The organism is Neisseria zoodegmatis (genome assembly GCF_900187305.1).
GTDB lineage: Bacteria > Pseudomonadota > Gammaproteobacteria > Burkholderiales > Neisseriaceae > Neisseria > Neisseria zoodegmatis.
In genome coordinates this window covers 1863624-1887557 of the sequence record NZ_LT906434.1, presented here as the reverse complement: position 1 = coordinate 1887557, position 23934 = coordinate 1863624, and the positions used below count along the sequence as shown (strand labels likewise).

General features: G+C 54.9%; 23 protein-coding genes. 10 read left to right on the top strand and 13 right to left on the bottom strand.

Going from position 1 to position 23934, the window contains the following annotated elements; genetic code table 11:
* The first annotated feature begins 111 nt into the window (after positions 1 to 111).
* The 8 genes from CKV66_RS08905 to CKV66_RS08870 all read left to right on the top strand — a co-directional run bounded on the left by CKV66_RS08905 (position 112) and on the right by CKV66_RS08870 (position 8474).
* A complete protein-coding gene (locus CKV66_RS08905) occupies positions 112 to 717 on the top strand; it encodes a DUF4230 domain-containing protein (RefSeq protein ID WP_085363077.1) in 606 nt (201 codons plus the stop codon).
* A gap of 33 nt (positions 718 to 750) precedes the next feature.
* Positions 751 to 1245, top strand: a complete 495-nt coding sequence (tpx, locus tag CKV66_RS08900; RefSeq protein ID WP_085363076.1) for a thiol peroxidase — start codon at positions 751 to 753, stop codon at positions 1243 to 1245.
* Between the two features lie 148 nt (positions 1246 to 1393).
* A complete protein-coding gene (recD, locus tag CKV66_RS08895) occupies positions 1394 to 3130 on the top strand; it encodes an exodeoxyribonuclease V subunit alpha (protein ID WP_085363075.1) in 1737 nt (578 codons plus the stop codon).
* Between the two features lie 77 nt (positions 3131 to 3207).
* Complete coding sequence (locus tag CKV66_RS08890; RefSeq protein WP_085363074.1) at positions 3208 to 4392, top strand: acetylornithine/succinyldiaminopimelate transaminase; 1185 nt, start codon at positions 3208 to 3210, stop codon at positions 4390 to 4392.
* 466 nt (positions 4393 to 4858) lie between these two features.
* Positions 4859 to 5092: a hypothetical protein gene (locus CKV66_RS08885; protein ID WP_085363073.1), complete on the top strand. Its 234-nt coding sequence runs from the start codon at positions 4859 to 4861 to the stop codon at positions 5090 to 5092.
* 205 nt (positions 5093 to 5297) lie between these two features.
* Positions 5298 to 5603, top strand: a complete 306-nt coding sequence (locus tag CKV66_RS08880; RefSeq protein ID WP_085363072.1) for a hypothetical protein — start codon at positions 5298 to 5300, stop codon at positions 5601 to 5603.
* A 508-nt stretch (positions 5604 to 6111) separates the two neighbouring features.
* Positions 6112 to 7479, top strand: coding sequence for a cytochrome ubiquinol oxidase subunit I (locus tag CKV66_RS08875; RefSeq protein WP_085363071.1), 1368 nt, complete (start codon positions 6112 to 6114; stop codon positions 7477 to 7479).
* On the top strand, positions 7479 to 8474 hold the full coding sequence (locus CKV66_RS08870; RefSeq protein ID WP_085363070.1) for a cytochrome d ubiquinol oxidase subunit II: 996 nt from the start codon (positions 7479 to 7481) through the stop codon (positions 8472 to 8474). Before CKV66_RS08875 ends, CKV66_RS08870 begins: the two co-directional genes overlap by 1 nt.
* Positions 8475 to 8684: 210 nt before the next feature.
* On the opposite strand, the gene CKV66_RS08865 is transcribed toward CKV66_RS08870, so the two are convergent.
* Positions 8685 to 9281, bottom strand: a complete 597-nt coding sequence (locus tag CKV66_RS08865) for a response regulator transcription factor (RefSeq protein ID WP_085363069.1) — start codon at positions 9279 to 9281, stop codon at positions 8685 to 8687.
* Complete coding sequence (locus CKV66_RS08860) at positions 9274 to 10995, bottom strand: sensor histidine kinase (RefSeq protein ID WP_085363068.1); 1722 nt, start codon at positions 10993 to 10995, stop codon at positions 9274 to 9276. The genes CKV66_RS08865 and CKV66_RS08860 overlap by 8 nt, the downstream gene beginning before the upstream one ends.
* A 187-nt stretch (positions 10996 to 11182) precedes the next feature.
* Here CKV66_RS08860 and CKV66_RS08855 point away from each other — a divergent pair, with 187 nt between their 5' ends.
* Both CKV66_RS08855 and CKV66_RS08850 read left to right on the top strand, forming a co-directional pair.
* Complete coding sequence (locus CKV66_RS08855; protein ID WP_085363067.1) at positions 11183 to 12535, top strand: cytochrome c; 1353 nt, start codon at positions 11183 to 11185, stop codon at positions 12533 to 12535.
* Complete coding sequence (locus CKV66_RS08850; protein ID WP_085363066.1) at positions 12528 to 13442, top strand: c-type cytochrome; 915 nt, start codon at positions 12528 to 12530, stop codon at positions 13440 to 13442. Before CKV66_RS08855 ends, CKV66_RS08850 begins: the two co-directional genes overlap by 8 nt.
* 796 nt (positions 13443 to 14238) lie before the next feature.
* On the opposite strand, the gene rpiA is transcribed toward CKV66_RS08850, so the two are convergent.
* The 11 genes from rpiA to CKV66_RS08795 all read right to left on the bottom strand — a co-directional run bounded on the left by rpiA (position 14239) and on the right by CKV66_RS08795 (position 23603).
* The gene (gene rpiA / locus CKV66_RS08845) at positions 14239 to 14904 is read right to left on the bottom strand and encodes a ribose-5-phosphate isomerase RpiA (RefSeq protein WP_085363065.1); all 666 of its coding nucleotides are present in this window, start codon (positions 14902 to 14904) and stop codon (positions 14239 to 14241) included.
* Positions 14905 to 14979: 75 nt separating this feature from the next.
* Entirely contained in the window at positions 14980 to 15459 is a 480-nt protein-coding gene (gene ispF / locus CKV66_RS08840; RefSeq protein WP_085363064.1) for a 2-C-methyl-D-erythritol 2,4-cyclodiphosphate synthase, read from the bottom strand.
* A 232-nt stretch (positions 15460 to 15691) separates the two neighbouring features.
* The gene (thiD, locus tag CKV66_RS08835) at positions 15692 to 16513 is read right to left on the bottom strand and encodes a bifunctional hydroxymethylpyrimidine kinase/phosphomethylpyrimidine kinase (RefSeq protein ID WP_085363063.1); all 822 of its coding nucleotides are present in this window, start codon (positions 16511 to 16513) and stop codon (positions 15692 to 15694) included.
* 401 nt (positions 16514 to 16914) lie between these two features.
* The gene (locus CKV66_RS08830) at positions 16915 to 17553 is read right to left on the bottom strand and encodes an alpha/beta hydrolase (protein ID WP_085363062.1); all 639 of its coding nucleotides are present in this window, start codon (positions 17551 to 17553) and stop codon (positions 16915 to 16917) included.
* A 75-nt stretch (positions 17554 to 17628) separates the two neighbouring features.
* Positions 17629 to 17961 (bottom strand): (2Fe-2S) ferredoxin domain-containing protein, encoded by a 333-nt coding sequence (locus CKV66_RS08825; RefSeq protein ID WP_085363061.1) that lies wholly within the window; start codon positions 17959 to 17961, stop codon positions 17629 to 17631.
* Between the two features lie 70 nt (positions 17962 to 18031).
* Positions 18032 to 18823 (bottom strand): polyamine aminopropyltransferase, encoded by a 792-nt coding sequence (locus CKV66_RS08820; protein ID WP_085363060.1) that lies wholly within the window; start codon positions 18821 to 18823, stop codon positions 18032 to 18034.
* Between the two features lie 99 nt (positions 18824 to 18922).
* Positions 18923 to 19414, bottom strand: a complete 492-nt coding sequence (locus tag CKV66_RS08815; RefSeq protein WP_085363059.1) for an acyl-CoA thioesterase — start codon at positions 19412 to 19414, stop codon at positions 18923 to 18925.
* Positions 19415 to 19517: 103 nt separating this feature from the next.
* A complete protein-coding gene (gene corA / locus CKV66_RS08810) occupies positions 19518 to 20582 on the bottom strand; it encodes a magnesium/cobalt transporter CorA (protein WP_085363058.1) in 1065 nt (354 codons plus the stop codon).
* 160 nt (positions 20583 to 20742) lie between these two features.
* Entirely contained in the window at positions 20743 to 21342 is a 600-nt protein-coding gene (locus CKV66_RS08805; RefSeq protein WP_197697450.1) for a type IV secretion protein Rhs, read from the bottom strand.
* Positions 21332 to 21877 carry a DUF2062 domain-containing protein gene (locus tag CKV66_RS08800; protein WP_085363057.1) on the bottom strand — a complete coding sequence of 182 codons (546 nt, stop codon included), beginning with the start codon at positions 21875 to 21877 and terminating at the stop codon, positions 21332 to 21334. The genes CKV66_RS08805 and CKV66_RS08800 overlap by 11 nt, the downstream gene beginning before the upstream one ends.
* Positions 21878 to 22139: 262 nt before the next feature.
* A complete protein-coding gene (locus CKV66_RS08795; RefSeq protein WP_085363106.1) occupies positions 22140 to 23603 on the bottom strand; it encodes a S41 family peptidase in 1464 nt (487 codons plus the stop codon).
* Positions 23604 to 23934 lie beyond the last annotated feature (331 nt).

The following is a 23934-nucleotide window of genomic DNA, read 5'->3' as shown; positions in this document are numbered from 1 at the left end:
AAACCGCCTGCCCGAATCAAACGCCGCACCGATGCAAAAACACGGCCGGCTATTGAAATTTGCGTGAAGCGCATCATATTGTTGCAGCTACGTTTATTGAAACTTTGAGATATGAAAGCATTTTTCCGTTTGATATTGACTGTGTTGCTGCTGGCCGCGGCGGGCGTTGCCGCATGGTATTTCTGGCAAAACCGGCCTCAAGAAGCCCGTCAAGTGCTCACGCGTGAAAGCGTGTTGACGCAAATCCAAGACCTGAACCGCTTGGAAAGCACGGCCTTTCATATCGATACCATTATCAAAACTGAGAAAAAAGGCAATTGGTATGCTTTGTGGCAGGATTCGCAAACCGGCCTCTTTATCGCGCAGGGCCGGGTGCTGGCGGGTTTGGATTTAAACAAACTCAAGGCGGAGAATGTGAATGTGGTGGACGATAAAGTGATTATCAGCCTGCCGCCGGTAGAGATTCTGAGCGTAGGCTTAGACAATATCGAAGTGTACGACATCAAAACCGGATCGCTCGGTCTGCATCCGATAGATAAAAGCGTGTTCCAAGAAGTGCAGGCGCAGGCTAAAAAACAAGTGCTGGAAAGCGCCTGCAAAGCCGATATACTGGCGCATGCACAGGCACAGGCGCAACGGCAGCTGGAAACGCTGTTTGCCCTCACGCAAACCAACGTATCGATTTACCCCGCCGCCTTGCCGCCGTGCAAGGCATAAACTGTTTGACGATTTGATGATTAAGGAGATGTTATGGCTCAAGTAACCCTGCAAGGCAACCCCGTTGAAGTGGGCGGCGCTTTCCCGCAAAAAGGCCAAGCCGCGCCCGATTTCCAACTGACTGCCGTTGATTTGTCGGAAAAAACGCTGGCCGATTACGCCGGCAAGCGCAAGATTTTGAACATTTTCCCGAGCGTGGACACCGGCGTGTGCGCCCAATCGGTACGCACGTTTAACGAAAAAGCCGCCGGTTTGGACAACACCGTAGTGTTGTGCGTTTCTGCCGATCTGCCTTTTGCCCAAAAACGCTTCTGCGGCGCGGAAGGCATTGATAACGTAGCGATGTTGTCCACATTCCGCAGCGGCTTTGCCAAAGATTACGGCGTGGCTTTGGAAAGCGGCGCGCTCAAAGGTTTGACCGCCCGTTCGGTAGTGGTATTGGACGAAAACAACCAAGTGCTGCACAGCGAGTTGGTAAGCGAAATCGCTCAAGAGCCGAACTACGAAGCTGCTTTGGCGGTGTTGTAATGTAAGCTGCCGCAGTTGCATGAGGCCGTCTGAAAAGATATTTTTCAGACGGCCTTGATTCTTTGTAGAATACCTCTCTTTCGGGCAAGATGTTTCAAATGCCTTCTTGCTTGTTTTAGCTTTCCGATTGAAAACAACGGTGTCTTCCATGTCTTACGATGATTTGAACCAAGCGGCTGCCGATGCGGCGGTGGCCATGCTCCGACGTCATGCGCCCGAAGAGGCGGAGGTGGTGGAGCCTTATGTATTCAAGCTGTTTGCCGCTTTACAGGAAGGGCATGCGTATATTTGGCTGGAAGAACACGAAGCGCGCTCTTTGCAGCGGGCGCAGTCGGTAGCGGGCAACAGCGGTGATACGCCGTTGATTTTAGCGGGCAGAAAGCTTTTTCTGGGGCGGATATGGCAGCTTGAACGCGATTTGGCCGCAGAGATTGTGCGTTTGGCCGGTGCTGCCGTGCCGCCGGTGGACTGGTTGCAGGCAGGGCGGAATTTGGAGGCTTGGTTCGGTTTGGAAGGCAGCAACGGCCAGCGTGATGCGGCGGCATTGGCTTTGTTGAAACCTTTTATGCTGATCAGCGGCGGGCCGGGCACGGGCAAAACCACGACGGTGGCGAAACTGCTCGGTTTGTTGTGCGGCCATGCGGGCAAGCTGCCGCGCATTGCGTTGGCCGCGCCTACGGGCAAAGCGGCGGCACACATGGCGCGGGCTTTGCATAAGGCGTTGGCTACATTCGATTTGCCCGACGCGGTGCGCAACCATCTGCTGCAACTCGAAGGGCAGACCGTGCACCGTTTGCTGAAACTGCGTCCGCCGCAGATGTTGCCGCTGTTTGATCGCGATCAGCCGTTGCCGCTGGATATTTTGATTATCGACGAAGCGTCTATGCTCGATATCGCTTTGCTGTTGCAGCTTTTGCAGGCGGTGCCGTCGGGCTGCCGTGTGGTGCTGCTGGGCGATGAAAACCAGCTGCCCTCGGTGGGCGCCGGTGCGGTTTTGTCGGAGCTGGCTCAAAAAACGGTGCTGACTGCCGAAGCGGCGCAAGAATTGGAAGCAATGTTGCCGCAGCATGGTTTTACGGTGGCGGAACACGCGCCGCTGTTGGCCGAAAACGTGGCGCGTTTGCAGGTGAGCCACCGCTTTGGCGACGACAGCGGCATCGGCTGTTTGGCGCGGGCGGTGGCGGCGGAAAATGCTGACGAAGCGTGGGCGCAGTTTGCCCGTTTCCCCGACGTGCTCGAAGTGAGGGCGGGCAGCGGCAAGCAGCAGGCGGAAGAGCTTTACCGTTGCCAGCAGCGTTATTGGCAGGCGGTGGACGCGGGCGATGTGGCGGCGGCATTTCAGCATCAGGGTGATGCGGTGGTGTTGGCGGCGAGGCGCGACGATGCGCAGGCGTTTAACGAAGAATACCGCCGCTGCCTGCAACGCCATAGGCGCTCCCATGCAGATGCGCCGTGGTTTGCGGGGCAGGTGGTGATGGTGTCGCGCAACGATTATGCGTTGGACGTGTTTAACGGCGACATCGGCCTGATTTTGCCCGACGACGAACAGCCAGATGTGCTGGCAGCTTATTTTCCCGTGGCGGGCAGTTACCGCAAAATCGCCCTCAGCCGCCTGCCCGTGCATGAAACTGCTTTTGCCATGACCGTGCATAAAAGCCAAGGTTCGGAGTATCACGAAGTATGGCTGTTGCCGCCGCGGCAGGCAGAAGCGGGCAATGCTCACGGTTTGAACAAAGCTTTGCTGTACACCGCCATTACCCGCGCCCGCGAGCGGTTTGTGTTTTGGGGCGGCAAAGAGGTTTTTCAGACGGCCTGTACGCTCAACGAACGGCGCCGCAGCGCTTTACGCGAAATGATACAGAGCAACGGCTTACTCGCAGGCTGAATTTATGATTACAATGTGCGGCTTAACCGAACCACCTCAGGCCGTCTGAACACAATAACGAATTACGAGAGAACATCATGCAAAATTATCTGACTCCCAATTTTTCCTTCGCCCCCGTTATTCCCGACCGCGCAGCCGGCAGCCGCGTGTGGGACACCGAAGGGCGGGAATACATCGACTTGGCCGGCGGCATTGCTGTTAACGCTTTGGGGCATTGCCACCCCGCTTTGATTGAAGCATTGCACGAGCAGGCCGCCAAACTGTGGCACATCTCCAATATCTACACCACCGAAGCCGCGCAACAGCTTGCCAAAAAACTGACGGAACATACCTTTGCAGACAAAGTATTTTTCTGCAATTCCGGCGCGGAAGCGAACGAAGCGGCGTTGAAACTGGCGCGAAAATACGCCCGCGACCATTTCGGCGCAGAGAAAAACGAAATCATCGCCTGCGTGAACGCCTTTCACGGGCGCACCCTGTTTACCGTGTCGGTCGGCGGCCAACCCAAATACAGTCAGGATTTTGCACCGCTGCCGCCCGCGATTACGCATGTGCCGTTTAACGATGCTGAAGCTTTAGCCGCCGCCGTTTCCGACAAAACCTGCGCCGTAATTATCGAGCCGGTTCAGGGCGAAAGCGGCGTGTTGCCTGCCGAGGCCGCGTTTTTACAAGCCGCCCGCCAAGCTTGCGACAAGCACAATGCCTTGCTGATTTTCGACGAAGTGCAAACCGGCATGGGGCGCACGGGCAAACTGTTTGCCTACGAACATTACGGCGTGCAACCCGACATTCTTACCAGCGCCAAAGCACTCGGCAGCGGCTTTCCCATCGGCGCGATGTTGACCACCGATGCCGTTGCCCCCAGCTTCGGCCCCGGCACGCACGGTTCGACTTTCGGCGGCAACCCGCTGGCCTGCGCCGTGGCCGGCCGTGCTTTCGACTTGATTCATGACCCGAAAACGCTGCAACACGTCGAGCGCAGCGGTGAGCTGCTGAAAACCGAATTGGCGGCTTTGGGCAAAGAAACCGGCGTGTTTAAAGATGTGCGCGGCGTTGGGCTGCTGATCGGCTGCGTGCTGGCAGACGAATACGCGGGCAGGGCGGGCGAATTGACGCAGGAAGCGCTCAAGCACGGTTTGATGATTTTGGTGGCAGGCGGCAATGTGGTTCGCTTGGCGCCGAGTTTGCTGTTGAACGATGAAGACCGACAAGAAGGCTTGGCGCGCTTAAAAGCAGCCGTGCAGGCTTGGTTGCAGGCATAAGTTGCTTTAAAACACCCAAGAGGCCGTCTGAAAAATTTCAGACGGCCTCTTTTGCATCCGCTCAATTCGGCAATGTAACGTATGAAACAGTATAAAAAATGGTTAAAAAAGATAAAGTTTGTCTTTTGCAAAATTTTTATCTTATGACATGAACTAATCCCAAGTCATAAAACAGGCGGATTGATGATGCGACAAACGGGCTAAGTGTGTATAAATAAAGCGTAATGATATGGACATTTTTTGGATATAAAACGCAAAAATGTTAATTTTAATTGTAAATTCTATGATATTTTTAGCATTATCTTGCGATTGTTTAGAAACTAAACCCGGCTCCGTCCACTCTCATTACCCAGTGCGGTTCAATCTGCATAAGCGGCTTTAATGCCCGATATAGCCGCCCGGCCCCTTCCCGGGCGGTTGAAACCAAACAGAAAATAAACTGTCGATGTAGAAAGGAAGTATTTTTATGAATAAATTATGGATCACCGCAGTAATGGCCGGTTTGATGTTGGCCGCTTGTTCGAGCAACAAAGAGAAAACTGCGGCTCCCGAAGCCAACCTGACTGTTGAGCAAGCTATGCAAGAATGCCAAAAAACAGTTGGTGCAACTCAAGATCAAGCCGCATTTGATGCGTGCATGAAAGAGAAAGGTTTTGAGCGTCCCGCAAACGCCTCAGCTCCCGCTGCTCCTGCCCAATAAAAAGGACGGCACTGCAAGGGAAAACGGCTGCCCCACGGCGGCCGTTTTTCTTTGCTTGCTGCGTGCGGAATCACGGCGGCGGGTAATCCGGTTGGGCGGGACGGCGGTTTTGTGTGTATCATGGCCGTCTGAAATGTATTCAACAACAAAAACACAGACGTTAAACGTCGGCACAAGATCAAGATGCTAAGAGAAAGGAAACAAGATGAAGTACAACAAAAAACTGTGGTTGCTGTGCCTGACTGCCGTATTTGCTTTGGGCGCGTGCGGCGGTGATGGCGACGAAGATTCCGATCGTCGCGACCGAGGCCAACGCTTTGAGCGCGACAGCGACGACAGACGCGATCGAGACTATCGCGATGACGACAACCGCCGTGATAGAGATGACGACCGCGACCGTCGCGACCGCTACGACGACAGAGACGATGATCGTGATGATGACCGCGACGACGACCGCCGCCGTAGAGATCGCGACAGAGACGATGATCGCGATGATGACGACCGCCGTTAAATCACTTATCTAATTCGCTATCAGGCCGTCTGAAAATGTTTTCAGACGGCCTGAATGCTTTCGGCGAACCATTCCGTTTTATTGATGATGGTGCGGCATTTTAGCGAAGCCCGCTAATGGTTGCTTTCAGACGGCCTGAGACCTTGCAAAACCCCCATCTGCGGCGTATTTCTGCGTTGTGAGCTGCTCGCTCGTTTAGCCTTGTATTGATATGTCTGCACTCGCTGTGCTGCTACGCCTTGAACTGTATCCGCATCTGAGGGTTTGCAAAGGTCTCGGCCTGTGTACCGGAGTTTGCCTAAACTTAGGCTGAATCAAAGCGCGTTTTTGCGATCTTTACCTTTGATTTGAATCATGATTTTGGTTTGAGGGCTATAATCCTGCATGGAGTCGGAGCGAAAAAGCGGTTTGGCATACGCTCCAGCCTACCGCTTGGCCGCACGGCGATAAAAATACTGCGGGCGCAAATAAGACGCACTGCAGACGCACATCAAAACAGGAAAATCCAATGGACGCTTTAATCCTCAGCCGCATTCAATTTGCGGTCAACATCAGTTTTCATATTCTTTTCCCCGTGATTACCATCGCCTTGTCTTGGTTTGTGGTTTATTTCCGCTACAAAGCAGGTAAAACGGGTAACGACGGCTGGCTTCAGGCTTACCGTTTTTGGACTAAGGTTTTTGCCGTAACCTTCGCGATGGGCGTGGTGTCGGGCGTAACCATGAGTTTTCAGTTCGGCACCAACTGGCCGGGCTTTATGGAGCGGGCGGGCAACGTGGCCGGGCCGCTGCTGGGCTACGAAGTGCTGACGGCTTTCTTTTTGGAGGCCGGTTTTCTCGGCATCATGCTGTTCGGGCGCGAGCGCGTGAGCCAGCGCGTCCACATGATTGCTTCGACCATTGTCGCCGTCGGCACCAGTATTTCGGCTTTCTGGATTCTGGTGTTGGATTCGTGGATGCAGACGCCGCAAGGGCATTGGGTGGATTCAGACGGCATCATTCATGTGGCTGATTGGTTGCAAGTGGTTTTTAATCCTTCTTTCCCTTACCGTTTCGTCCACATGATGCTGGCTTCGGTGTTGACGGCATCGTTTTTGGTGGTCGGCCTTTCCGCTTGGCAGATTCTGAAAAAATCGGCCAACTCCGCCACCGCCAATGTGATGAAAACCGGCTTGACTACCGCCGCCGTCGCCATCGTGCTGCAAATCTTCGCGGGCGACGCGCACGGTTTGAACACCAAAGAATACCAACCGGCCAAGCTCGCCGCCATCGAAGCGGTATGGCACACTGAGCAAAATGTGCCGCTTACCCTAATCGGTTGGCCGAACGAAAAAACGCAGGAAACCGACTACGCCGTCAAAATTCCTTATCTCGGCTCGCTGATTCTCACGCACAGCATGGAGGGCGAAATCAAAGGCTTGAGCGAGTTTGAACACAAGCCGCCGGTTGCGCCCGTGTTTTTCGCTTTCCGCATCATGGTTGGTATCGGCATGCTGATGTTGTTGGTGAGCTGGTACGGCTGGTACCGCCTGCGTAAGCACCGCTGGCAGCCGCACACTTTGCCGCGCTGGTTGCTGCACACTTTTGCGGGCATGACGTTTATCGGCTGGGTCGGCACGCTGGCGGGCTGGTACGTTACCGAAATCGGCCGCCAACCGTTTTTGGTGCAGGGCATTTTGCCGACCGCCGAAGCCGTAACCAAAATTGTGCCCGCGGGCGATGTCGGTTTAACGCTGGTGATGTATCTCGTGCTTTACGCCGCCATGCTGCTTTCTTATCTGATGGTGTTGAAATATATGGCGGAACACCCCGAACACGAAATCCACAACAAAGGCCGTCTGAATCCGGTAGGCCGTCTGAACGCGGAGGAAAAATAATGGACTGGAATTACTGGCTGCCTTTGGTCTTTTTAGGATTGCTCGGCTTCGTGATGACCGTATATGTGGTGTTGGACGGCTTCGATTTGGGCGTGGGCATGCTGATGCCGCGTGCGAAAGCCGACGAGCAAAACGTGATGGTCGGCTCCATCGGCCCGTTTTGGGATGCCAACGAAACTTGGCTGGTGCTCGGCGCAGGCGTGCTGTTTATCGCCTTCCCCAAAGCCAATACCATCGTGTTGGGCAATCTTTATCTGCCCGCCACTTTTATGCTGTTTGCCCTGATCGTGCGCGGCGCGGCGTTCGATTTCCGCGTGAAAGCTGACGACAACCACAAAGAATTGTGGAACATCGCCTTTATGCTCGGCTCGGCGGGCATGGCGCTCACGCAAGGCTGGATGCTGGGGCGTTACATTACTGCGTTCGGCACCGACGTATCCGATTACTTATTTTCACTCGGCATCATGGTCACCGTGCCCGCCGTATATGTTTTGCTTGCCGCCTGCTGGCTGGTGGCGAAAACCGAAGGCGACTTGCAACATAAAGCCCGTCGTTGGGCGAATCAGGCATGGTGGCCGGTGGTGGGCTGTCTGCTGCTGATTTCGCTGGCCACGCCGTATATCCGCCACAGCATTTTCGAGCGGTGGTTCACCCTGCCCAACATGCTTTGGCTCGCGCCCGTGCCGCTTCTGAGCGCGTTTTGCCTGCTGCGCGCCAAACTGCTGCTGCAAAGCGAAAACATTCTGCACTGCCGCATTTGGCAGCCGTTCGCCCTCACCATCTTTGCCCTGATCTTGTGCGCCGTCGGTTTGGGCATCAGCCTCTATCCTTACGCCGTGATCGGGCAGCTTACAGTGTGGGAAGTGGCCGCCAGCACGCCTACCTTGGTGGTAACGCTGATCGGCGTGTGCGTTACCGTGCCGTTGATTATTGCGTACAGCATCTTCGCTTACTGGGCGTTTAGAGGCAAGGCGACACACCTTACTTACGGTTAAGCCTAGCCAACGGTATTGAGGCCGTCTGAAAAGTTTTCAGACGGCCTCTTGTTTATTCAAGCTGAGACCTTTGCAAACCCTCAGATGTGGATGCAGTTCAAGGCGTAGCAGCGCAGCGAGTGCAGACATATCATACAGATAGGCAAACGAGCGAGCAGCGCACAACGCAGAAATGCGCCGCAGATGGGGGTTTGCAAAGGTCTCAGCTATTTATTCAATACCCAATAGCATCAATTGGCGCAGCAGGTCGGCCAAGCTGTCGGCCTGCATTTTCTGCATTAGGTTGGCGCGGTGGACTTCGATGGTTCGCACGGCGACGTTTAATTCGTCGGCCATGTGTTTGTTGGTATAGCCTTTCACGAGATACGCGGCGATGGCTTGTTCTTTTGCGCTTAAGAGTTTGAAGCGTTGTTTGCTTTGCCATTGGGCGTAGTTGTCGAGCGTTTGCTTGGTGGCGGCGTTTAAGGCGCTTTGGAGGCGGTGGAGAGAAACGGGTTTTTCTAAAAAGTCCGCCGCGCCTTGTTGCAGCATATCAACTGCCAACGGCACGTCGCCGAAAGCGGTCATTACGATGAGGGCTAAGGGGCTTTCGCGTTGGATTAAGGCTTGTTGGAGCTGCTGGCCGTTGAGCCACGGCATGTTCCAGTCGGTGAGCACGATACCGGGTTGATCCAGCTCGGCTTGTTCGAGAAATATTTTAGGGTCGCTCCAGAGTGTGGGGCGGTAGTCCAAACTTTCAAGCAGAAAACCGCATGCGTCCAACACGGCTGCATCGTCATCGACAACGTGGATATCGAGTTCAGGCATCGGTGTTCCTTTCGGGTAAAGAGATTTCGATTCGGGCGCCGGCAATGTCGTCAGAGCGGTTGGCTAAGGTGATGCTGCCGCCGATGCCGCGCAGCAGGCGGTCGCAGATGACTAAGCCTAAACCCAAGCCGTCGGATTTGGTGCTGCGGAACGGGATAGAAGGTTGGGCCAAGATGTCTTGGTTAAAGCCGCCGGCATCGTCTTCAATACGGATCACCAGCTCTTCGGATTCAGGCCGTCTGAAAACGGTGATGTCGATCCGCTTGGCTTGTTGCTGTTGGCAGTTGAGCAGGCAGTTCATCAAAACTTGTTCGACAATGCCGGCAACGGTGCGGATGGAAGATAAGCCGCTGTGGTTTTGCCAATGCAGCTGCGGGGCGTGTTTTTGGCAGGCCAGCCAGTCGGCGCAGTGTTGCAGGATGTCTTCTATGCGCGCGTCGGTATAAACGTGTTCGGGCGTTTTGCTCCATTGCCGCAAATTGCGGATGATGTGGCTGCCGTGCTCGGTGGTTTGGATGATGTTGTGCAGGGCTTTGCGTATGGATTCGGGCTGTTTGCCGGCTTCCAATAATTGCAGGCAGGCTTCGGCGTAGTAACGGATGGCGGCCATCGGCTGGTTGAGTTCGTGCGCGAGACCGGCCGCCATTTCGCCGGCGATGTTCATGCGGTCGGCGTGTGCCAGCAGGCGGTCGCGCTCTAATAGTTGACGGTAGGCTTGTTCCAGTTTTTTTCTGCGACGGTAGGCCAACCAGCCCATCCAGCCGTAGTTGATGAGGGAAATCACCAGCATCAGCGCAACGGCGCCGACAAGTATCGTGTTTTCATACAGCCAGTTTTTCCATTGCATCTGCCAGTTGGGATGCAGGGGATGCCGCCCTAAACTCGCCAACACTTGCTCTGCCTCTACAAACGAAACCGGCGGAGACCACGACGGCATGCCTGCTGCGGCGCTGCCGAGCAGCAAGGCCGCGATTTGCGAGGCGGTTTGCTCCGGCACGGAGGGCAGGGCGGCCAGCATCCAATGCGGGAAAACGGGCGTGCCGGAGATGCAGTTGTTAACGATACTGTGCACGGATAAGGGTTTGAAAACATGCTCGGACAAACCTTGCTGCGCGCGCCACTCTTCCATTAAACACAAAGGTGCAATGGCTGCATCGACTTCTTTTTTCTGCAAAGCGGTTAAGGTTTGTTCTACCGGATACCCGGTAAAGACAATCTGATAATCTTTTCCCGAGCGTAAGCCTTTTTTGAGCAGCGCGGATTCTGCCAGCATAAACCCGCCGAACGCCTGAATATCGACGGCGGCGATTTTCAGGCCGCGCAAATCGTTTTCGCTGTTTATTCTCGAATCGGCATGTACCCAAATCGTGCTGCCCACTTGCTCCGCCGCTTTCGGCCTATGCCCGCTGGGAAAACGTGCCGTTGCCAGCCAACGCCAGCCCTGCGTGTCGGGCAGGGCAACAAACTGCGCCTGCGGCCCCAATGCGAAATCAATCCGCTGTGAAGACAGCTCTTTCTGCCAATTGTTCAAACTTAAAGGAACGAGCACAAACTGTTCGCCGTTCTGCTTCTTACCCAGCCAATCCAACCACGGCTGCCATTGGTTGCGCGCAACTGCCGCACCTTGCGGCGCCAACACGCCGACATACCATGTTTTCGCCGAAACGCTGGATACGGCCAGCAGGATGATGCAGAAAAGCAGCCGGATGCCCATGCTTATCCCTATGTTTTATTGCTTTATGTCAAATATGGTTTTGTTATGTGGTTTTCCACAATAGAGCCGTTATGCCCTGTGGCCGACAATGTGCTCAAGCACAAATAAATATTCTTTTAAGCATCGAAGCACAGATTCATTAAACTGTAAATATAACGATGCCGAAGGGTAAAAAAAAGGAGCACATATGAAAATGTTTACCAAAGCGGCTCTGGCTGTGGCGATATTGTTCGGCGCGGCATACGGCGGAGCCAAATGGATAACCCACAGCCGCAGCCCTCAAAGCGTGACGGCGGTTGAGGCAAGTTCGGAGACGATCAAACGCGGCGAATACGTTGCCCGTTTGTCGGACTGCTTTGCCTGCCACACCGCACCCAAAGGCAAACTCTATGCGGGCGGTTTGGCGATGCAAACGCCTTTGGGCGCGGTGTACAGCACCAATATCACGCCGGATAAAGAAAACGGCATCGGCAATTATACTTACGCCCAATTCAAAAACGCCGTGCAACACGGCATCCGTTCAGACGGCACACCGCTTTATCCCGCCATGCCTTATCCGTCTTATGCGATTATGCCCGACGACGATATGCGCGCAATGTATGCTTATTTTATGCACGGCGTGGAGCCGGTCTCCCAAAAAAATGCCGACAGCACCCTGCCGCCCGTATTGAATTGGCGCTGGCCTCTCGCGTATTGGCAAGCGATGTTTGCACCGCAGCGGCAGTTTGAAGCCGACCGCCGTTTTGATGCCCGCATCAACCGCGGCAAATATCTGGTCGAAGGCCCCGGACACTGCGGCGCCTGCCATACGCCGCGCGGCTTTGCTTATCAGGAAAAAGCCTTGAGCGACGATAAACGCCATTTCTTGAGCGGTGCCGTGATTGACGGCTGGCGCGCGAAAAGCCTGCGCGGCGAAGAACGCGGTTTAGGCACATGGAGCGAAGCCGAGTTGCAGGATTTCTTTGCCAGCGGCCGCACCGATGTTACTGCCGCATTCGGCGCTATGGCCGAAGTGGTGGAACACAGTACGCAATATTGGACGGACGAAGACCTGAAAGCCATGTCGGCTTATTTGAAAACGTTGTCTCCGTCGCCCGATAAAGCACAAGGGCTGCCTAAACGTGAAGACACGACCACAGCCATGCTGAAAAGCGGCAAATACAACAGCCGCGGTGCCATGCTGTATGCCGAACACTGCATCGCTTGCCACCGTGCCGACGGCAACGGCATGGCGCGCATTTTCCCGGCGTTGAATAAAAACAGCGCGGTTTACGCCAACAACGCCCAATCCGTGATTCAAGTGACGCTCGAAGGCGGGCGCACGCCGCACACCAAGCACGACGACATGACCTTCAGCATGCCCGGATTCAGGCACTTGAGCGACGAAGACATCGCCGAAGTCGTGAACTTCGTCCGCAACAGCTGGCACAACCAAGCGCCGGAAGTCAAAGCGGGCGACGTTGCCGAAATCCGCCGTTTTGTCAACACCAAAGCACCCAACATCGTGCCTCAAACCGCATCGGGAGACCATCATGAATAAAACACTCGCTTTATTGGGCATGACCGTCGGCGCGGCTCTTCTCGGATTGGCAGGCTGCAACGAGAGGCCGTCTGAAAAAACAGCCGAACACCCCTACACCTATCCGATTGTGACCGGCAAGGGCGACCAGAAAAAAGTAGTCGGCCAATACACCGTACCGGCCGACAGCGACATCGACAAAGAGCCGAATGCCGAGCAAATCCGCTACGGCCAACGCCTGATGAACGAAACCCCGCGCCTGCTCCCCGAGCATGTCGGCAGCAAAATGAATTGCAGCAGCTGCCATATCGCACAAGGCAAAGTGCCGGGCGGCAACCCCTACATCAACACCTACAACCGCTATCCGCGCGTGATGCCCCGTCCGGGTAAAGAAATTGACTTGGTCGGCCGCATCAACGGCTGTTTCCAGCGCTCCATGAACGGCAAACCGCTGCCGAAAGACAGCGAAGCCATGCAGGCGATGGTGGCCTATATCAAATGGGTCGGACAAGGCGTGCCCAAAGGCCGGCAAGTGGATATCGTGAACGCCGTGAAGATAGACACCAACCTCGTGCCCAATCCCGAACGCGGTAAAAAACTGTATGCCCAACATTGCGCCGCATGCCACGGCAGCAACGGCGAAGGTAAAAAAGACGGCACCGGCGTCTATGCCTTCCCGCCGCTGTGGGGCGACGAATCCTTCAATATCGGCGCAGGCATGGCGCGCACCTACAAAGCCGCCGCCTTCATCAAAGCCGCCATGCCCATGGGTGCACAAATGCACGGCATGTGGGGCGAAGGCAAAGTCTTGACCGACCAAGAAGCCGTGGACATCGCCGAATATTTCACCCACCAACCGCGCCCGGACTTTGCCGGTAAGGTTAAAGACTGGCCGAACGGCGACAAACCGAAAGACGCACGGTATTGAGTTAGATATTTCTGAACAACTTGTTTAGTAAACGTACCGCCATGCCCGAGTGAAGTTTTGGGTGTGGCGGTTTGTTTTTGGGAAGGCCGGTGTTAAGAGGATGGAGGCCGTCTGAAAACTCTTTACGCGGATTTTGAAACATTTTCCGAACGGCAAACAGCCTGAGACCTTTGTAGGGGCGGATTCAATATCCGCCCGCAAACGGCATTCGGTAGCGCCTACGTGGATTTTGAAACATTTTCCGAACGGCAAACAGCCTAAGACCTTTGTAGGGGCGGATTCAATATCCGCCCGCAAACGGCATTCGGCAACGCCTATCGAAGCAACCAAAAGGTTGGTTTGATTTGTTTTTCAAGCACAGTTGCGGCGGGTGAAATCATATTTTCAGGTATCCAACCACGGGCGGATATTGAATCCGCCCCTACGGTTCGGGTGTGGCTATTTTAAGGTTGTTCCCGATTTTGCCAAGACTTCAAGCGGTGCGGGTTTGGCAAAATATCTTCTGAACGATACACAAGGGTTCGTCATACTCGGGCTTGACCCGAGTATCTCGGTTTCCTCCAGTAAGTTGGGGGGATACTCGGGTCAAGCCCGAGTATGACGTACAATGTTTTGTAAATTGATGCACCATCAATATTGTGGAATGCAGGCCGTCTGAAATGAGATGGGGGGATTGGGATATTGCCCGCGCTTTGACTATTAAAGAAAGGTTGTTTAAATAAACTAAAGGCCGTCTGAAAAACATTTTCAGACGGCCTTTAGCCTTCAGACGATAAAGCCGAATCGGCAGCAAAGATTAGTTCGGTTTGATCACTTTCACGCCGTCTTGGGTGCCGAGTACCAAAACATCGGCGGCGTTGTGGCCGAACAAGCCGTTTTCTACCACGCCGGGGATTTTGTTGATTTCGTCTTCCAAAGAAACGGGCAGGGTAATGTTCAGGCCGTGTACGTCAACGATTTGGTGGCCGTTAAACGTGATGAAACCCATGCGCAGTTCGGGGTTGCCACCCAAAGCCACCAGTTTGCGCGAAACCATGGAGCGCGCCATCGGAATCACTTCTACGGGCAGCGGGAATTTGCCCAAGCGCGAAACGTATTTGCTTTCGTCGGCGATGCACACGAATTTGTCGGCAATGCTGGCAACGATTTTTTCGTTCAGATGCGCGCCGCCGCCGCCTTTGATCATTTGCAGCGAGTGGTTCACTTCGTCGGCGCCGTCGATGTAAACGGCCAGATGTGAAACTTCGTTCATCTGTACTTCGGGGATTTCGTAGCGCGCCAACAGTTCGGAAGTGGCTTTAGAGGTAGAAACCGCGCCTTTGATTTTTTTGCCGCTGTTGCCGAGAGCTTCGATAAACATATTGACGGTAGAGCCGGTGCCGATGCCGATGTATTCGTTTTCGGGTACAAACTCTACCGCTTTTTCTGCCGCAATGCGTTTCAATTCATCTTGTGATGCCATGTTTTCTCTCTCCATGTATAAAAAACGGGTTGCAAATGAGCTTATGGTAACAGCTTTCTGCCGGATATGCAGTATTCAGGCGGCCTGTAACAGCACGGCGGCCTGCGCTTCGATGCCTTCCTGCCTGCCGAGATAGCCGAGCTTTTCGTTGGTTTTGCCTTTGATGTTGACGGCTTGTTCGGGCAAACCCAAATCGGCGGCGATATTGGCGCGCATGGCGGGGATGTGCGGGGCGAGTTTGGGTTGTTGCGCGATGATGGTGGTATCTACGTTGACCACGCGCCAGCCGGCGGCTTGTACGCTGCGGTATGCTTCGCGCAGCAGCACGCGGCTGTCGGCATCTTTGAATTCGGCGGCGGTGTCGGGGAAATGGCTGCCGATATCACCCAATCCGGCGGCACCCAGAAGCGCGTCGGTGAGGGCGTGCAGCAGTGCGTCGGCGTCGGAATGGCCGAGCAGGCCTTTGTGGAAGGGAATGGTAACGCCGCCCAAAATCAGCGGGCGGCCTTCAACCAGTTGGTGGACATCGTAGCCTTGTCCTACGCGGATGTTCATAAATCTTCCTTCAATGTGAAGCAGCACGGTTTCAGACGGCCTTTGAAAAGTGCTTTTAAAACGGTGTGTTAAAACCGTAACGCATTGCGCGTAAGCCGTACTGCGGTTGGATTTACGGCGGTATTGTACACAAAAAGATTCAGGCCGTCTGAAAGCTTTCAGACGGCCTGAGACCTTTGCAAAAAACCCATCTGCGGCGCATTTCTGCGTTGTGCGTCGCACAAGCGCGGCTTTAATCGCGGTACTGCCGCCAGAAGTGCGCCAGCGGCCCTGCACCTTTGCCGACGCGCCAGCCTGCGCCGGCTTCGATGGCGCCGTGCAGATAATTTTTGGCAGCGGCCACGGCGGTGCTCAGGCTTGAGCGTTGGGGGCGCAGGGCGGCAATGGCGGCGGCGAGGGTGCAGCCTGTGCCGTGGGTGTTGGGGGTGTCGATGCGGCTGTTGCGGAAGCATTGCGGGTCGTATTCTTCGGTCAGCAGCCAATCGCGCGCTTCTTTGCTGTTTTCCCAATGGCCGCCTTTTAAAAGTGCGGCGGCCGCGCCTTTTTCCATCAGTTGTTTGCCTTGCGCGAGCATTTCCTTCTCGTCTTTGGCCAGACTGTTGCCGGTGAGTTTGGCGAGTTCTTCAAGGTTGGGGGTAATCACGTCGGCCAGCGGTAAAAGCTCGCTGCATAAGGCTTCTACGGTGTCTTCTTGAGAGAGGGAATCGCCCGAAGTAGCGACCAAAACGGGGTCGAACACCACGAATGCGCCGCTGTATTTTCTTAAGGCGGCGGCAACGACTTTGATGGATTCGACATCGGGCAGCATTCCGATTTTGACGGCATCGATGCGGATGTCGGAAAAAACCGACTCGCATTGGGCGGTGATGATTTCGGGCGGGATAACGTGAACGCTTTGTACGCCGCGTGTGTTTTGGGCGGTAACGGCGGTGATGATGCTGGTGCCGTAAGCGCCGAGTGCGCCGAAGGTTTTTAAATCAGCCTGAATGCCGGCTCCGCCGCCGGAATCTGATCCTGCGATGGTTAATGCGCGGACAAGGGGTTTGCTGGCCATGAAGTATCCTCATTTCTATTGATGCTGCGCGTGATTATGGTTCACGTTGGTGTTTGGGGCGGTGAAATCTGCCTATTTTTAGGCGGGCTGCATTATAGAGGTATCGCCGCAGTGCAGGACATAGAAAATGCTGTTTGGTATTTTTTTACGATGACTGTATATGCGCAAAAACGGGCGGTTTGTTTGCAATCGGTATATCGGATTGTTATGTAAGTGTTTTCGGTGTTAAAGCTGGAAAAGCGACGGTGTGCATGCGGGCGTTTGCGTTGCGGAAATACAGGCTCTGATGGGATGGATAATATTTTGCCTGGATAGTTCCGTGTGATACTTTATCTTTCATGATGATTTAAACGCCGCTGCCTGTAAGTAAGGGGCAGCGGCGCGGGTTGGTGCCGGACGGTTTAGTGATCGAGCAGGGACGGGGCGAGGCGCAGGATGGTGTCACGCAGGGGAATCAGTTTGCCGTGGAAAAAGTGCGAGGATTCGGGCAGCACGACCACGGGCAGGTCTTGCGGGGCGGCCCAGCGCAGGGCTTTGTTTAACTCGACCACTTCGTCTTGCTCACCGTGTATCAGCAGGGTTTTGGCGACGTCGGGGGCGTTGGGTTCGGGCGTGCGCGTGTAGTGTTTGACGGCGGGCGCGAGCAGCAGCAATAGGTCGGGTTGGCGTTGTTGGGCGGCAAAGAGGGAAACGTAGCCACCGAACGAGAAGCCGCTGAGTACGAACTGCTTGGCTTCGGGGTGTTGGGCGCGGGCGTAGTCGATAACGGCGATGCAGTCTTCGGTTTCGCCGCGCCCGTAATCGTGTTCGCCGTCGCTGCCGCCGACGCCGCGCAGGTTGGGCAGGTAGCAGTGGAAGCCGAGTTTGTTGAGGGCTTTGGCGGCCGTCTGAATCACTTTGTTGGTGTTGGTGCCGCCTTGCAGGGGATTGGGGTGGTTGATCACGGCCACGCCGCGCGCGGTGCTTTGCGGGGGCAGGTAGATGGTTTCGAGTTGGCCGGCGGGGCCTTGAATGAGGTGTTGGTTGGCGATTTTCAGCATAATGTTTCTTAGATGGGTATGCGGTTGGGGATGAGGCCGTCTGAAAGTTTCAGACGGCCTGTCGGTATTTGGGGTTTATGCAGACTCGGGCGGATCAATCAGTAGGCGTTCTACGGCTTCTCCGCCGGCGAGGTCTTGCCAGAGGATGTCTTGCAAGTCTTCTTCATCAACGTAGGTGTACCAGCGGCCTTCGGGATAAATCACCATGGCGGGGCCGGATTCGCAGCGGCCGAGGCAGCTTGTGCTGCTGATGCGCAGTTTGCCGGGGCCGATCAAGCCCATTTTTTTGGCGTTGCCTTTGAGAAAATCGACGGCTGCGGTGCCTTCGCCGTTGTCGTTGCAGCTTTGTTTGCAGGTGTCGTGACGGGCGTTGGTACAGATAAAGAGGTGGCGGTTGAAGTAAGTCATAATGGTACTTTCTGCGGCGGGCGTTTTAGCGAAGTTCTTTAAAGTTCGCTTTCAGACGGCCTGCGGCGGTTTAGAGGTAAAAGTGTTTGCCGTTGTTGGTGTTGCCGGCTTTCAGCTCGGACAGCATGCGTTTGAAGTCGAGGTCGTATTGCTTGCTGAGTTTGTCGGCACGTTTTTTCAGGTTGTCGAGGCGTTGTTCTTTGGGGCTGCTTTGGAAGGCCATCACGGCGACGTTGCCGTGGCTTTCGGCGGGCAGCTCGAGTACGCGGCCTTCGAAGACGTTGAGCAGGCGTTCGACAAAGCGTTGGTAGCGTCTGTCGCCGCTCCACCAGTTGGTAACGAAAATGCCGTTGGGCGAGAGTGCTTGGCGGCAGTCTTGGAAGAAGGGTTCTTCGACCAAGGCGTCGATGATTTGGTGGCCGTCGAATCCGTCGGTGAGGATAACGTCGGTGCTGCCGCGCAGGGTTTTGATGTATTCGGCGCCGTCGGCTTCGATGATTTCGAAGCGTTCGTCTTCAAAGGGTAGCTCAAACAGGCTGCGGGCGACGTTGATAACTTGGGGGTTGATGTCGATGGCGGTTTGGCGGGTTTCGGGCAGATAGGCGTCTATCCAGCGGGCAAACGAGCCGCCGCCCAAGCCGATTTGGGTGATGTGCGCGGGGGGCTGCTCGGCAAACAGCAGCCAGCCCATCATGGCGCGGCTGTATGAAAGCACCAGCTCGGCAGGATGGTCGAGGTTCATGGAGCTTTGCACGGTGCTGCTGCCTAAGTGCAGCGAGCGGATGTTGCCGGATTCGGAAATGCCGACTTCGGACAGCGCGGTTTGTTGGGCGCGCAGGCGGCGGTAGGGGTGGTGTGCCATGAGCAGCTTACGGTGGGTTGGGAAAGGGGTCTATTTTAATACAGTTTGAGGCCGTCTGAACGTTTCAGACGGCCTGAGTTTGTTTTATGCGGCAGGTGTTTAGCCGCACGAGCTGCAGCTGCTGACGTTGTCGGCTTGCAGGCGCAGTTTTTTGCGTTGCTCGGCGGCTTCGAAACGGCAGCGTTGTTCTTCGGTTTTCAATTCGAGCGGGGGTACGGCGACGGGGCGGCCGTTTTCAACGGCAACCATGGTGAAGAAGCAGCTGTTGGTGTGGCGCACGGTGCGTTCGCGGATGTTTTGGGCTTCGACGCGGATGCCGACTTCCATTGAGGTGCGGCCGACGTGGTTGACGCTGGCGAAAAAGGTAACGAGTTCGCCCACATGAATGGGTTCTTTAAAGGTTACTTTATCGACGGAGAGGGTTACGCAGTAGTGGCCGCTGTAACGGCTGGCGCAGGCGTAGGCAACTTGGTCGAGCAGTTTGAGCAGGTCGCCGCCGTGTACGTTGCCGCTGAAATTGGCCATGTCGGGCATCATCAATACCGACATTTGCAGTTCGTGTTGGATTTCTACGGGGTGGTTTGAACTCATGATTGGGTGTCCTTTTGATGTGTTTTTTAGATTGGTGTTTTAGCAAAGCCTGTTAAAGTCGGTTTTCAGACGGCCTGTCGGGTTTGAGGCCGTCTGAAAAGGTTTACAGCCATTTTTTGCGCGAGAAGAAAACGAGCAGGCCGATGATGACGCAGGCCATCAGGCCGAGCACCATGTAGTAGCCGTAATGCCAGCGCAACTCGGGCATGTTTTCAAAGTTCATGCCGTAAATGCCGGTGATGACGGTGAGCGGCATAAACAGAATGGTAATCACGGTAAGCATGCGCATTTGCTGGTTGAGGCGGTTGGATTGGAACGATAAATGCACGTCCATCATGCTCGATACGGTGTCGCGCGAGGCGTCGAGCGATTCGGTAAGCTGCATGGTGTGGTCGTACACGTCGCGCAGGTAGATTACCGGTTCGCCTTTAAAAATGGCAAAGTCGCCGTGGGTGAGGCGGTAGAGCACGTCGCGCAGGGCTTGCAGGGTACGGTGCAGACGGGTGGCGTCGCGTTTGAGTTTGTGGATGCGGCCGAGTAGGTCGCTGCTGCCGCTGTCTGCGCTGAACAGGGTTTTGTCTATGCTTTCTACGCGGCGGTCGTATTGGTCGAGCGTGATGAAATAATCGTCTATCAAACGGTCGATGATGCGGTAGGCGAGAAAAGCGGCGTTTTTGCTGCGCAGGTCGCTGTGTTCGCTGTCCATGTGGCTGCGGATGCTGCTGAGCAGCCCCAAAGGTTTCTGCTGGAAGGTAAACACGAATTGCTCGCCCACAATCAGATACACTTGATCGGATTGCAGCCTGCCCGATGTGTATTGGTACACGCGGCCGGCGATGAATACATAATGGCCGTAGTCTTCAATTTTCGGGCGTTGGCGGCGGCTGAGGATGTCTTCCAGCACCAAATCGTGTATGCCGTAGGGGGCGAGCAGGGTTTTCAGCAGGGCGCCGTCGTTGATGCCGACGAAATGCAGCCAGTTGGTTTCGTGTTCTTGGGGGCGGTGTAAGTCGGGTACGCTTTCTTGCAACAGGTAGTCTTGCTGGAAAAAGCTGTCGGCAGAATAAACGGTTTGATGTAGGGCGTGTTTCGGCACGCCTGAGGTGCTGCTGCGCGGGGCGGCGATGTCGGTGTGGATGGGAAAAGTGTCTGTGTCGTTCTGATTCATGGTGGTTAAAGCGTTTCAGACGGCATCATGGTTGAGGCCGTCTGAAAAACGGTTGCGCCATTGAGGGGCGGATGCGCTATTTTATACCTATTTGTGATTGAGTGCGGCTATGAACTGCCGAACGGTAGCCGTGCCGCGCTAAACAGACGCTTGGGGGCGCTTAGGGGTGTTTGGCAAATTTCTTTTTCACGGCTTCGGAAAGGTCTTTTGTCCAGCCGAACCACGGCAGGTTGTTGGAATAAGCGGGCAACAGCGAGACTTGACGGGGGTTGTGCAGCAGCGGCGCCAACACTCTTTCGTAATGCGGCAGGTTGGGCAGGTAGGCCGGCCATTTCAAATAGCGCGCGGCGTAATAGTGGGCAACAAAATCGGCCTGCTGTTCCATGTTTAGCCCGGAGAACGATTTAACTTCGGCGGGCGGCGGGTAAGCATAGCTTTTGCGGTTGATGTAGCCGCCTTTGACCGACAGCATCATGCCGCCCAGCCAAGTGCGGTAGCCCATTTGGTATTGCCAAACATGGGTAATTTCGTGCATGAGCCAAACTTGGTAATACTCTTTTGAAGCGGTGAAATCGCAAGGGCAATCGTCGGGCGGGAAATAAATATTGCCGTTGGGCACCATCGCCACTTTGAGGGCGGGCATCATGGGAATGCCGCGGCACACTTTAACGCGGGTGTAGTCGATGCCGTCTGAAAACACCAAACGAGCCATGTCGATTTCTTTGTCGGTAAGCAGACGGGAGCGGTTGCTATTGTTCACGGCGCTCCTTCCGTTTTTGCCAAAGCCGCGCGGTGCGCAGACGCCAAAAGCCCAGCACGGCGAAGTAGCCGATTACCGCCAGCGTTGTGCCTAAAACGGGCACACCCACCAGCAGCGGTTTGCCTGCACCGGCCAGCCAGCTGAGGGTTTCTGAGAAAAATTGGCCGCTGCTCCACGAGGGAAAAGTCAGGTCGCCGCCGTTGGTGCCTAAAATCAGCGAGCCGATTTTATAGGCGGTGTAGTAAAGCGGCATGTAGGTCAGCGGGTTGGTATAAAGGGTGGAAAACACGGCCACAGGCAGATTGGTGCGCAAAAAATAAGCCACAATCAGCGCGCTCATCATCTGCGTGGGGCCGGGCATCAAACCGCAAAACATCCCCACGGCCACCGATACGGCAGCTTGGCGGCGGTTGAGCGTCCAGAAATAAGGCTTGTCGAACAGCGGGGCGAAAGGTTTGCTCCAGCGCGAAGCGAAAATCTGCTCGCGTTTGGGAAGTTTCTGGCGGTAGGACGTGCGGCGGGGTTCTTCGGTCATGTCGGCAATATATTGGAAAAGTAGCGTTATATTACTTCAGATGAAGGCGGAAGAGGATATTCCAAGAGCGCGGCTTGTGTCGGCAGGAATAACGAGGCCGGTTTTACTTAATTTATAGCAAATAAACTGATTTTTTATTACGGCTCGTTGTATTCGGGTCAAGCCGCGGGTATGACGGATTTTCGCGTTTATATCCTTGGCGCGGATAATCATCAGGCCGTCTGAAAAGATTTTCAGACGGCCTGATGGCTTCAATCACGGTTTATTTGCTTTCGCCGTTGTCTTTTTTAGGTGCCGGTTTTTTGGCAGCCAAGCCCAGCGATTTTTGCCATTGGTCGGGTGATTTCACCAATTCCAAAGCTTTTCTCAACTGGTCGTCTTTGGCGGGGTTGGGAATGCGGCGCGAAGAAAGGTCTTCGTCTTTCGCTTTCTCTTTTTTGCCTTTGGCGCCGGGCGTTTCTTGCAGGCTTTCAGACGGCACATAATCGTTGCCGTTCACTTCTTTGCCGCCGAGCGGGTTGCCGATGTGGCCGATGAGGTCGGCTTCGCGGCTTTCAAACAGGCGGTCTTTGTCTTTCACTTCCACGTCCGGCACGATACCTTGCGCCTGAATCGAGCGGTCTTTGGGTGTGTAGTACAAAGAAGTGGTCAGCTTGATGGCGCTGCCGTTGGAAAGCGGCAAGACTGATTGCACCGAACCTTTACCGAAGCTTTGGGTGCCGACCACAACTGCGCGGCGGTGGTCTTGCAGCGCACCGGCCACAATTTCGGAAGCGGACGCTGAACCTGAGTTGATCAGCACGGTTACGGGGATGGTTTTCAGCTCGGCTGGCAGGCCGGAGAGCGGGTCGCGGCCGGAAGAGAGCATGTAGTCTTCAGGCGTGGCTTTCAGGCTCATGCCGCCTTTGCCGTCGCGGCCTTTGGTGCTGACCACGGTGGAATCGGCAGGCAGGAAGGCAGCGGATACGCCCACGGCGCCGTTCAACAAGCCGCCGGGGTCGTCGCGCAGGTCAAGCACCAAGCCTTTCAGCGCGCCTTTGTTTTGTTTCACTAAGGCTTGTGCGGATTCGTTGAGTGCGGGCACGGTGCGCTCTTGGAACTGGCTGATACGGATGTAGCCGTAGCCGGGTTCGAGCAGGTGGTGGCGCACGCTTTTCACTTTGATGATGGCGCGGGTGATTTTCACGGTAATCGGTTTGGCGGCATCTTTGCGCGACAAGGTCAGCACGATGTCGGTGCCGGGTTTGCCTCGCATTTTTTTCACGGCTTCGTTGACGGTCATGCCGCGGGTGGATACGCCGTTGATTTTAACGATGAAATCGCCGCTTTTCACGCCCGCGCGTTCGGCCGGGGTGTCTTCAATCGGGGAGATGACTTTCACAAAGCCGTCTTCCGCGCCCACTTCCATGCCCAAGCCGCCGAATTCGCCGGTGGTGGATTCTTTCAGGTCGGCGTAGTCTTTTTTGGTCATGTATTCGGAGTGTGGGTCGAGGCCGGCAACCATGCCTTTCATGGCGCCTTCGATGAGGTCTTCGTCGGATTTGTCTTGGTAATAATTGGCTTTGATTTGACCGTAAACTTCCGCCATGGTGCGGATGGATTGAACGGGTAGGGCTTCGTTGTTTTTTTCGCCCGCGGCGTAACTCTGTACGCTCAGGCTCAAGGCAACGCCGCTGAGGGCGCCGAGTGTGTAGAGTGCGACTTTTTTCAAAGTGGAATTAGACATCTTGTTGCTTTCTCTTTCTTCTGTAAGCATCAGGCTTTCAGACGGCCTGTTAGGATAATGGCGAAACTTTATGTGATTTATCGGCGGCGGGCAACCTTATCCGCGTAAAAAAATACTAATTCAGGTAGGTTAAACAAGATTTAAGTGCTATTTTGAAACAGATAGATAGCATAGATAAACGGTTTTTGTCATGGTTTCGTCATGCTCTGGTTTGATCGGGTTATCTCTTGAGCTTATCGGAACGCTAGATACTCGGGTCAAGCCCGAGTATGTCGAGCCCGAGTATGACGACTGTGCCATATCTTTAAATCTTTAAAGTTTGCTTGTCATG

Excerpts from the sequence above, each read along its gene's own strand:
- CKV66_RS08850 (WP_085363066.1), top strand. The coding sequence starts at position 12,528 with ATGAATAAAACACTCGCTTTATTGGGCATGACCGTCGGCGCGGCTCTT.
- CKV66_RS08820 (WP_085363060.1), bottom strand. The coding sequence starts at position 18,823 with ATGGCACACCACCCCTACCGCCGCCTGCGCGCCCAACAAACCGCGCTG.
- CKV66_RS08905 (WP_085363077.1), top strand. The coding sequence starts at position 112 with ATGAAAGCATTTTTCCGTTTGATATTGACTGTGTTGCTGCTGGCCGCG.
- CKV66_RS08825 (WP_085363061.1), bottom strand. The coding sequence starts at position 17,961 with ATGACTTACTTCAACCGCCACCTCTTTATCTGTACCAACGCCCGTCAC.
- CKV66_RS08875 (WP_085363071.1), top strand. The coding sequence starts at position 6,112 with ATGGACGCTTTAATCCTCAGCCGCATTCAATTTGCGGTCAACATCAGT.
- CKV66_RS08890 (WP_085363074.1), top strand. The coding sequence starts at position 3,208 with ATGCAAAATTATCTGACTCCCAATTTTTCCTTCGCCCCCGTTATTCCC.
- CKV66_RS08855 (WP_085363067.1), top strand. The coding sequence starts at position 11,183 with ATGAAAATGTTTACCAAAGCGGCTCTGGCTGTGGCGATATTGTTCGGC.
- thiD (WP_085363063.1), bottom strand. The coding sequence starts at position 16,513 with ATGGCCAGCAAACCCCTTGTCCGCGCATTAACCATCGCAGGATCAGAT.
- rpiA (WP_085363065.1), bottom strand. The coding sequence starts at position 14,904 with ATGGCATCACAAGATGAATTGAAACGCATTGCGGCAGAAAAAGCGGTA.
- CKV66_RS08880 (WP_085363072.1), top strand. The coding sequence starts at position 5,298 with ATGAAGTACAACAAAAAACTGTGGTTGCTGTGCCTGACTGCCGTATTT.
- recD (WP_085363075.1), top strand. The coding sequence starts at position 1,394 with ATGTCTTACGATGATTTGAACCAAGCGGCTGCCGATGCGGCGGTGGCC.
- CKV66_RS08870 (WP_085363070.1), top strand. The coding sequence starts at position 7,479 with ATGGACTGGAATTACTGGCTGCCTTTGGTCTTTTTAGGATTGCTCGGC.
- CKV66_RS08815 (WP_085363059.1), bottom strand. The coding sequence starts at position 19,414 with ATGAGTTCAAACCACCCCGTAGAAATCCAACACGAACTGCAAATGTCG.
- corA (WP_085363058.1), bottom strand. The coding sequence starts at position 20,582 with ATGAATCAGAACGACACAGACACTTTTCCCATCCACACCGACATCGCC.
- tpx (WP_085363076.1), top strand. The coding sequence starts at position 751 with ATGGCTCAAGTAACCCTGCAAGGCAACCCCGTTGAAGTGGGCGGCGCT.
- CKV66_RS08865 (WP_085363069.1), bottom strand. The coding sequence starts at position 9,281 with ATGCCTGAACTCGATATCCACGTTGTCGATGACGATGCAGCCGTGTTG.
- CKV66_RS08795 (WP_085363106.1), bottom strand. The coding sequence starts at position 23,603 with ATGTCTAATTCCACTTTGAAAAAAGTCGCACTCTACACACTCGGCGCC.
- CKV66_RS08800 (WP_085363057.1), bottom strand. The coding sequence starts at position 21,877 with ATGACCGAAGAACCCCGCCGCACGTCCTACCGCCAGAAACTTCCCAAA.
- CKV66_RS08860 (WP_085363068.1), bottom strand. The coding sequence starts at position 10,995 with ATGGGCATCCGGCTGCTTTTCTGCATCATCCTGCTGGCCGTATCCAGC.
- ispF (WP_085363064.1), bottom strand. The coding sequence starts at position 15,459 with ATGAACATCCGCGTAGGACAAGGCTACGATGTCCACCAACTGGTTGAA.
- CKV66_RS08830 (WP_085363062.1), bottom strand. The coding sequence starts at position 17,553 with ATGCTGAAAATCGCCAACCAACACCTCATTCAAGGCCCCGCCGGCCAA.
- CKV66_RS08885 (WP_085363073.1), top strand. The coding sequence starts at position 4,859 with ATGAATAAATTATGGATCACCGCAGTAATGGCCGGTTTGATGTTGGCC.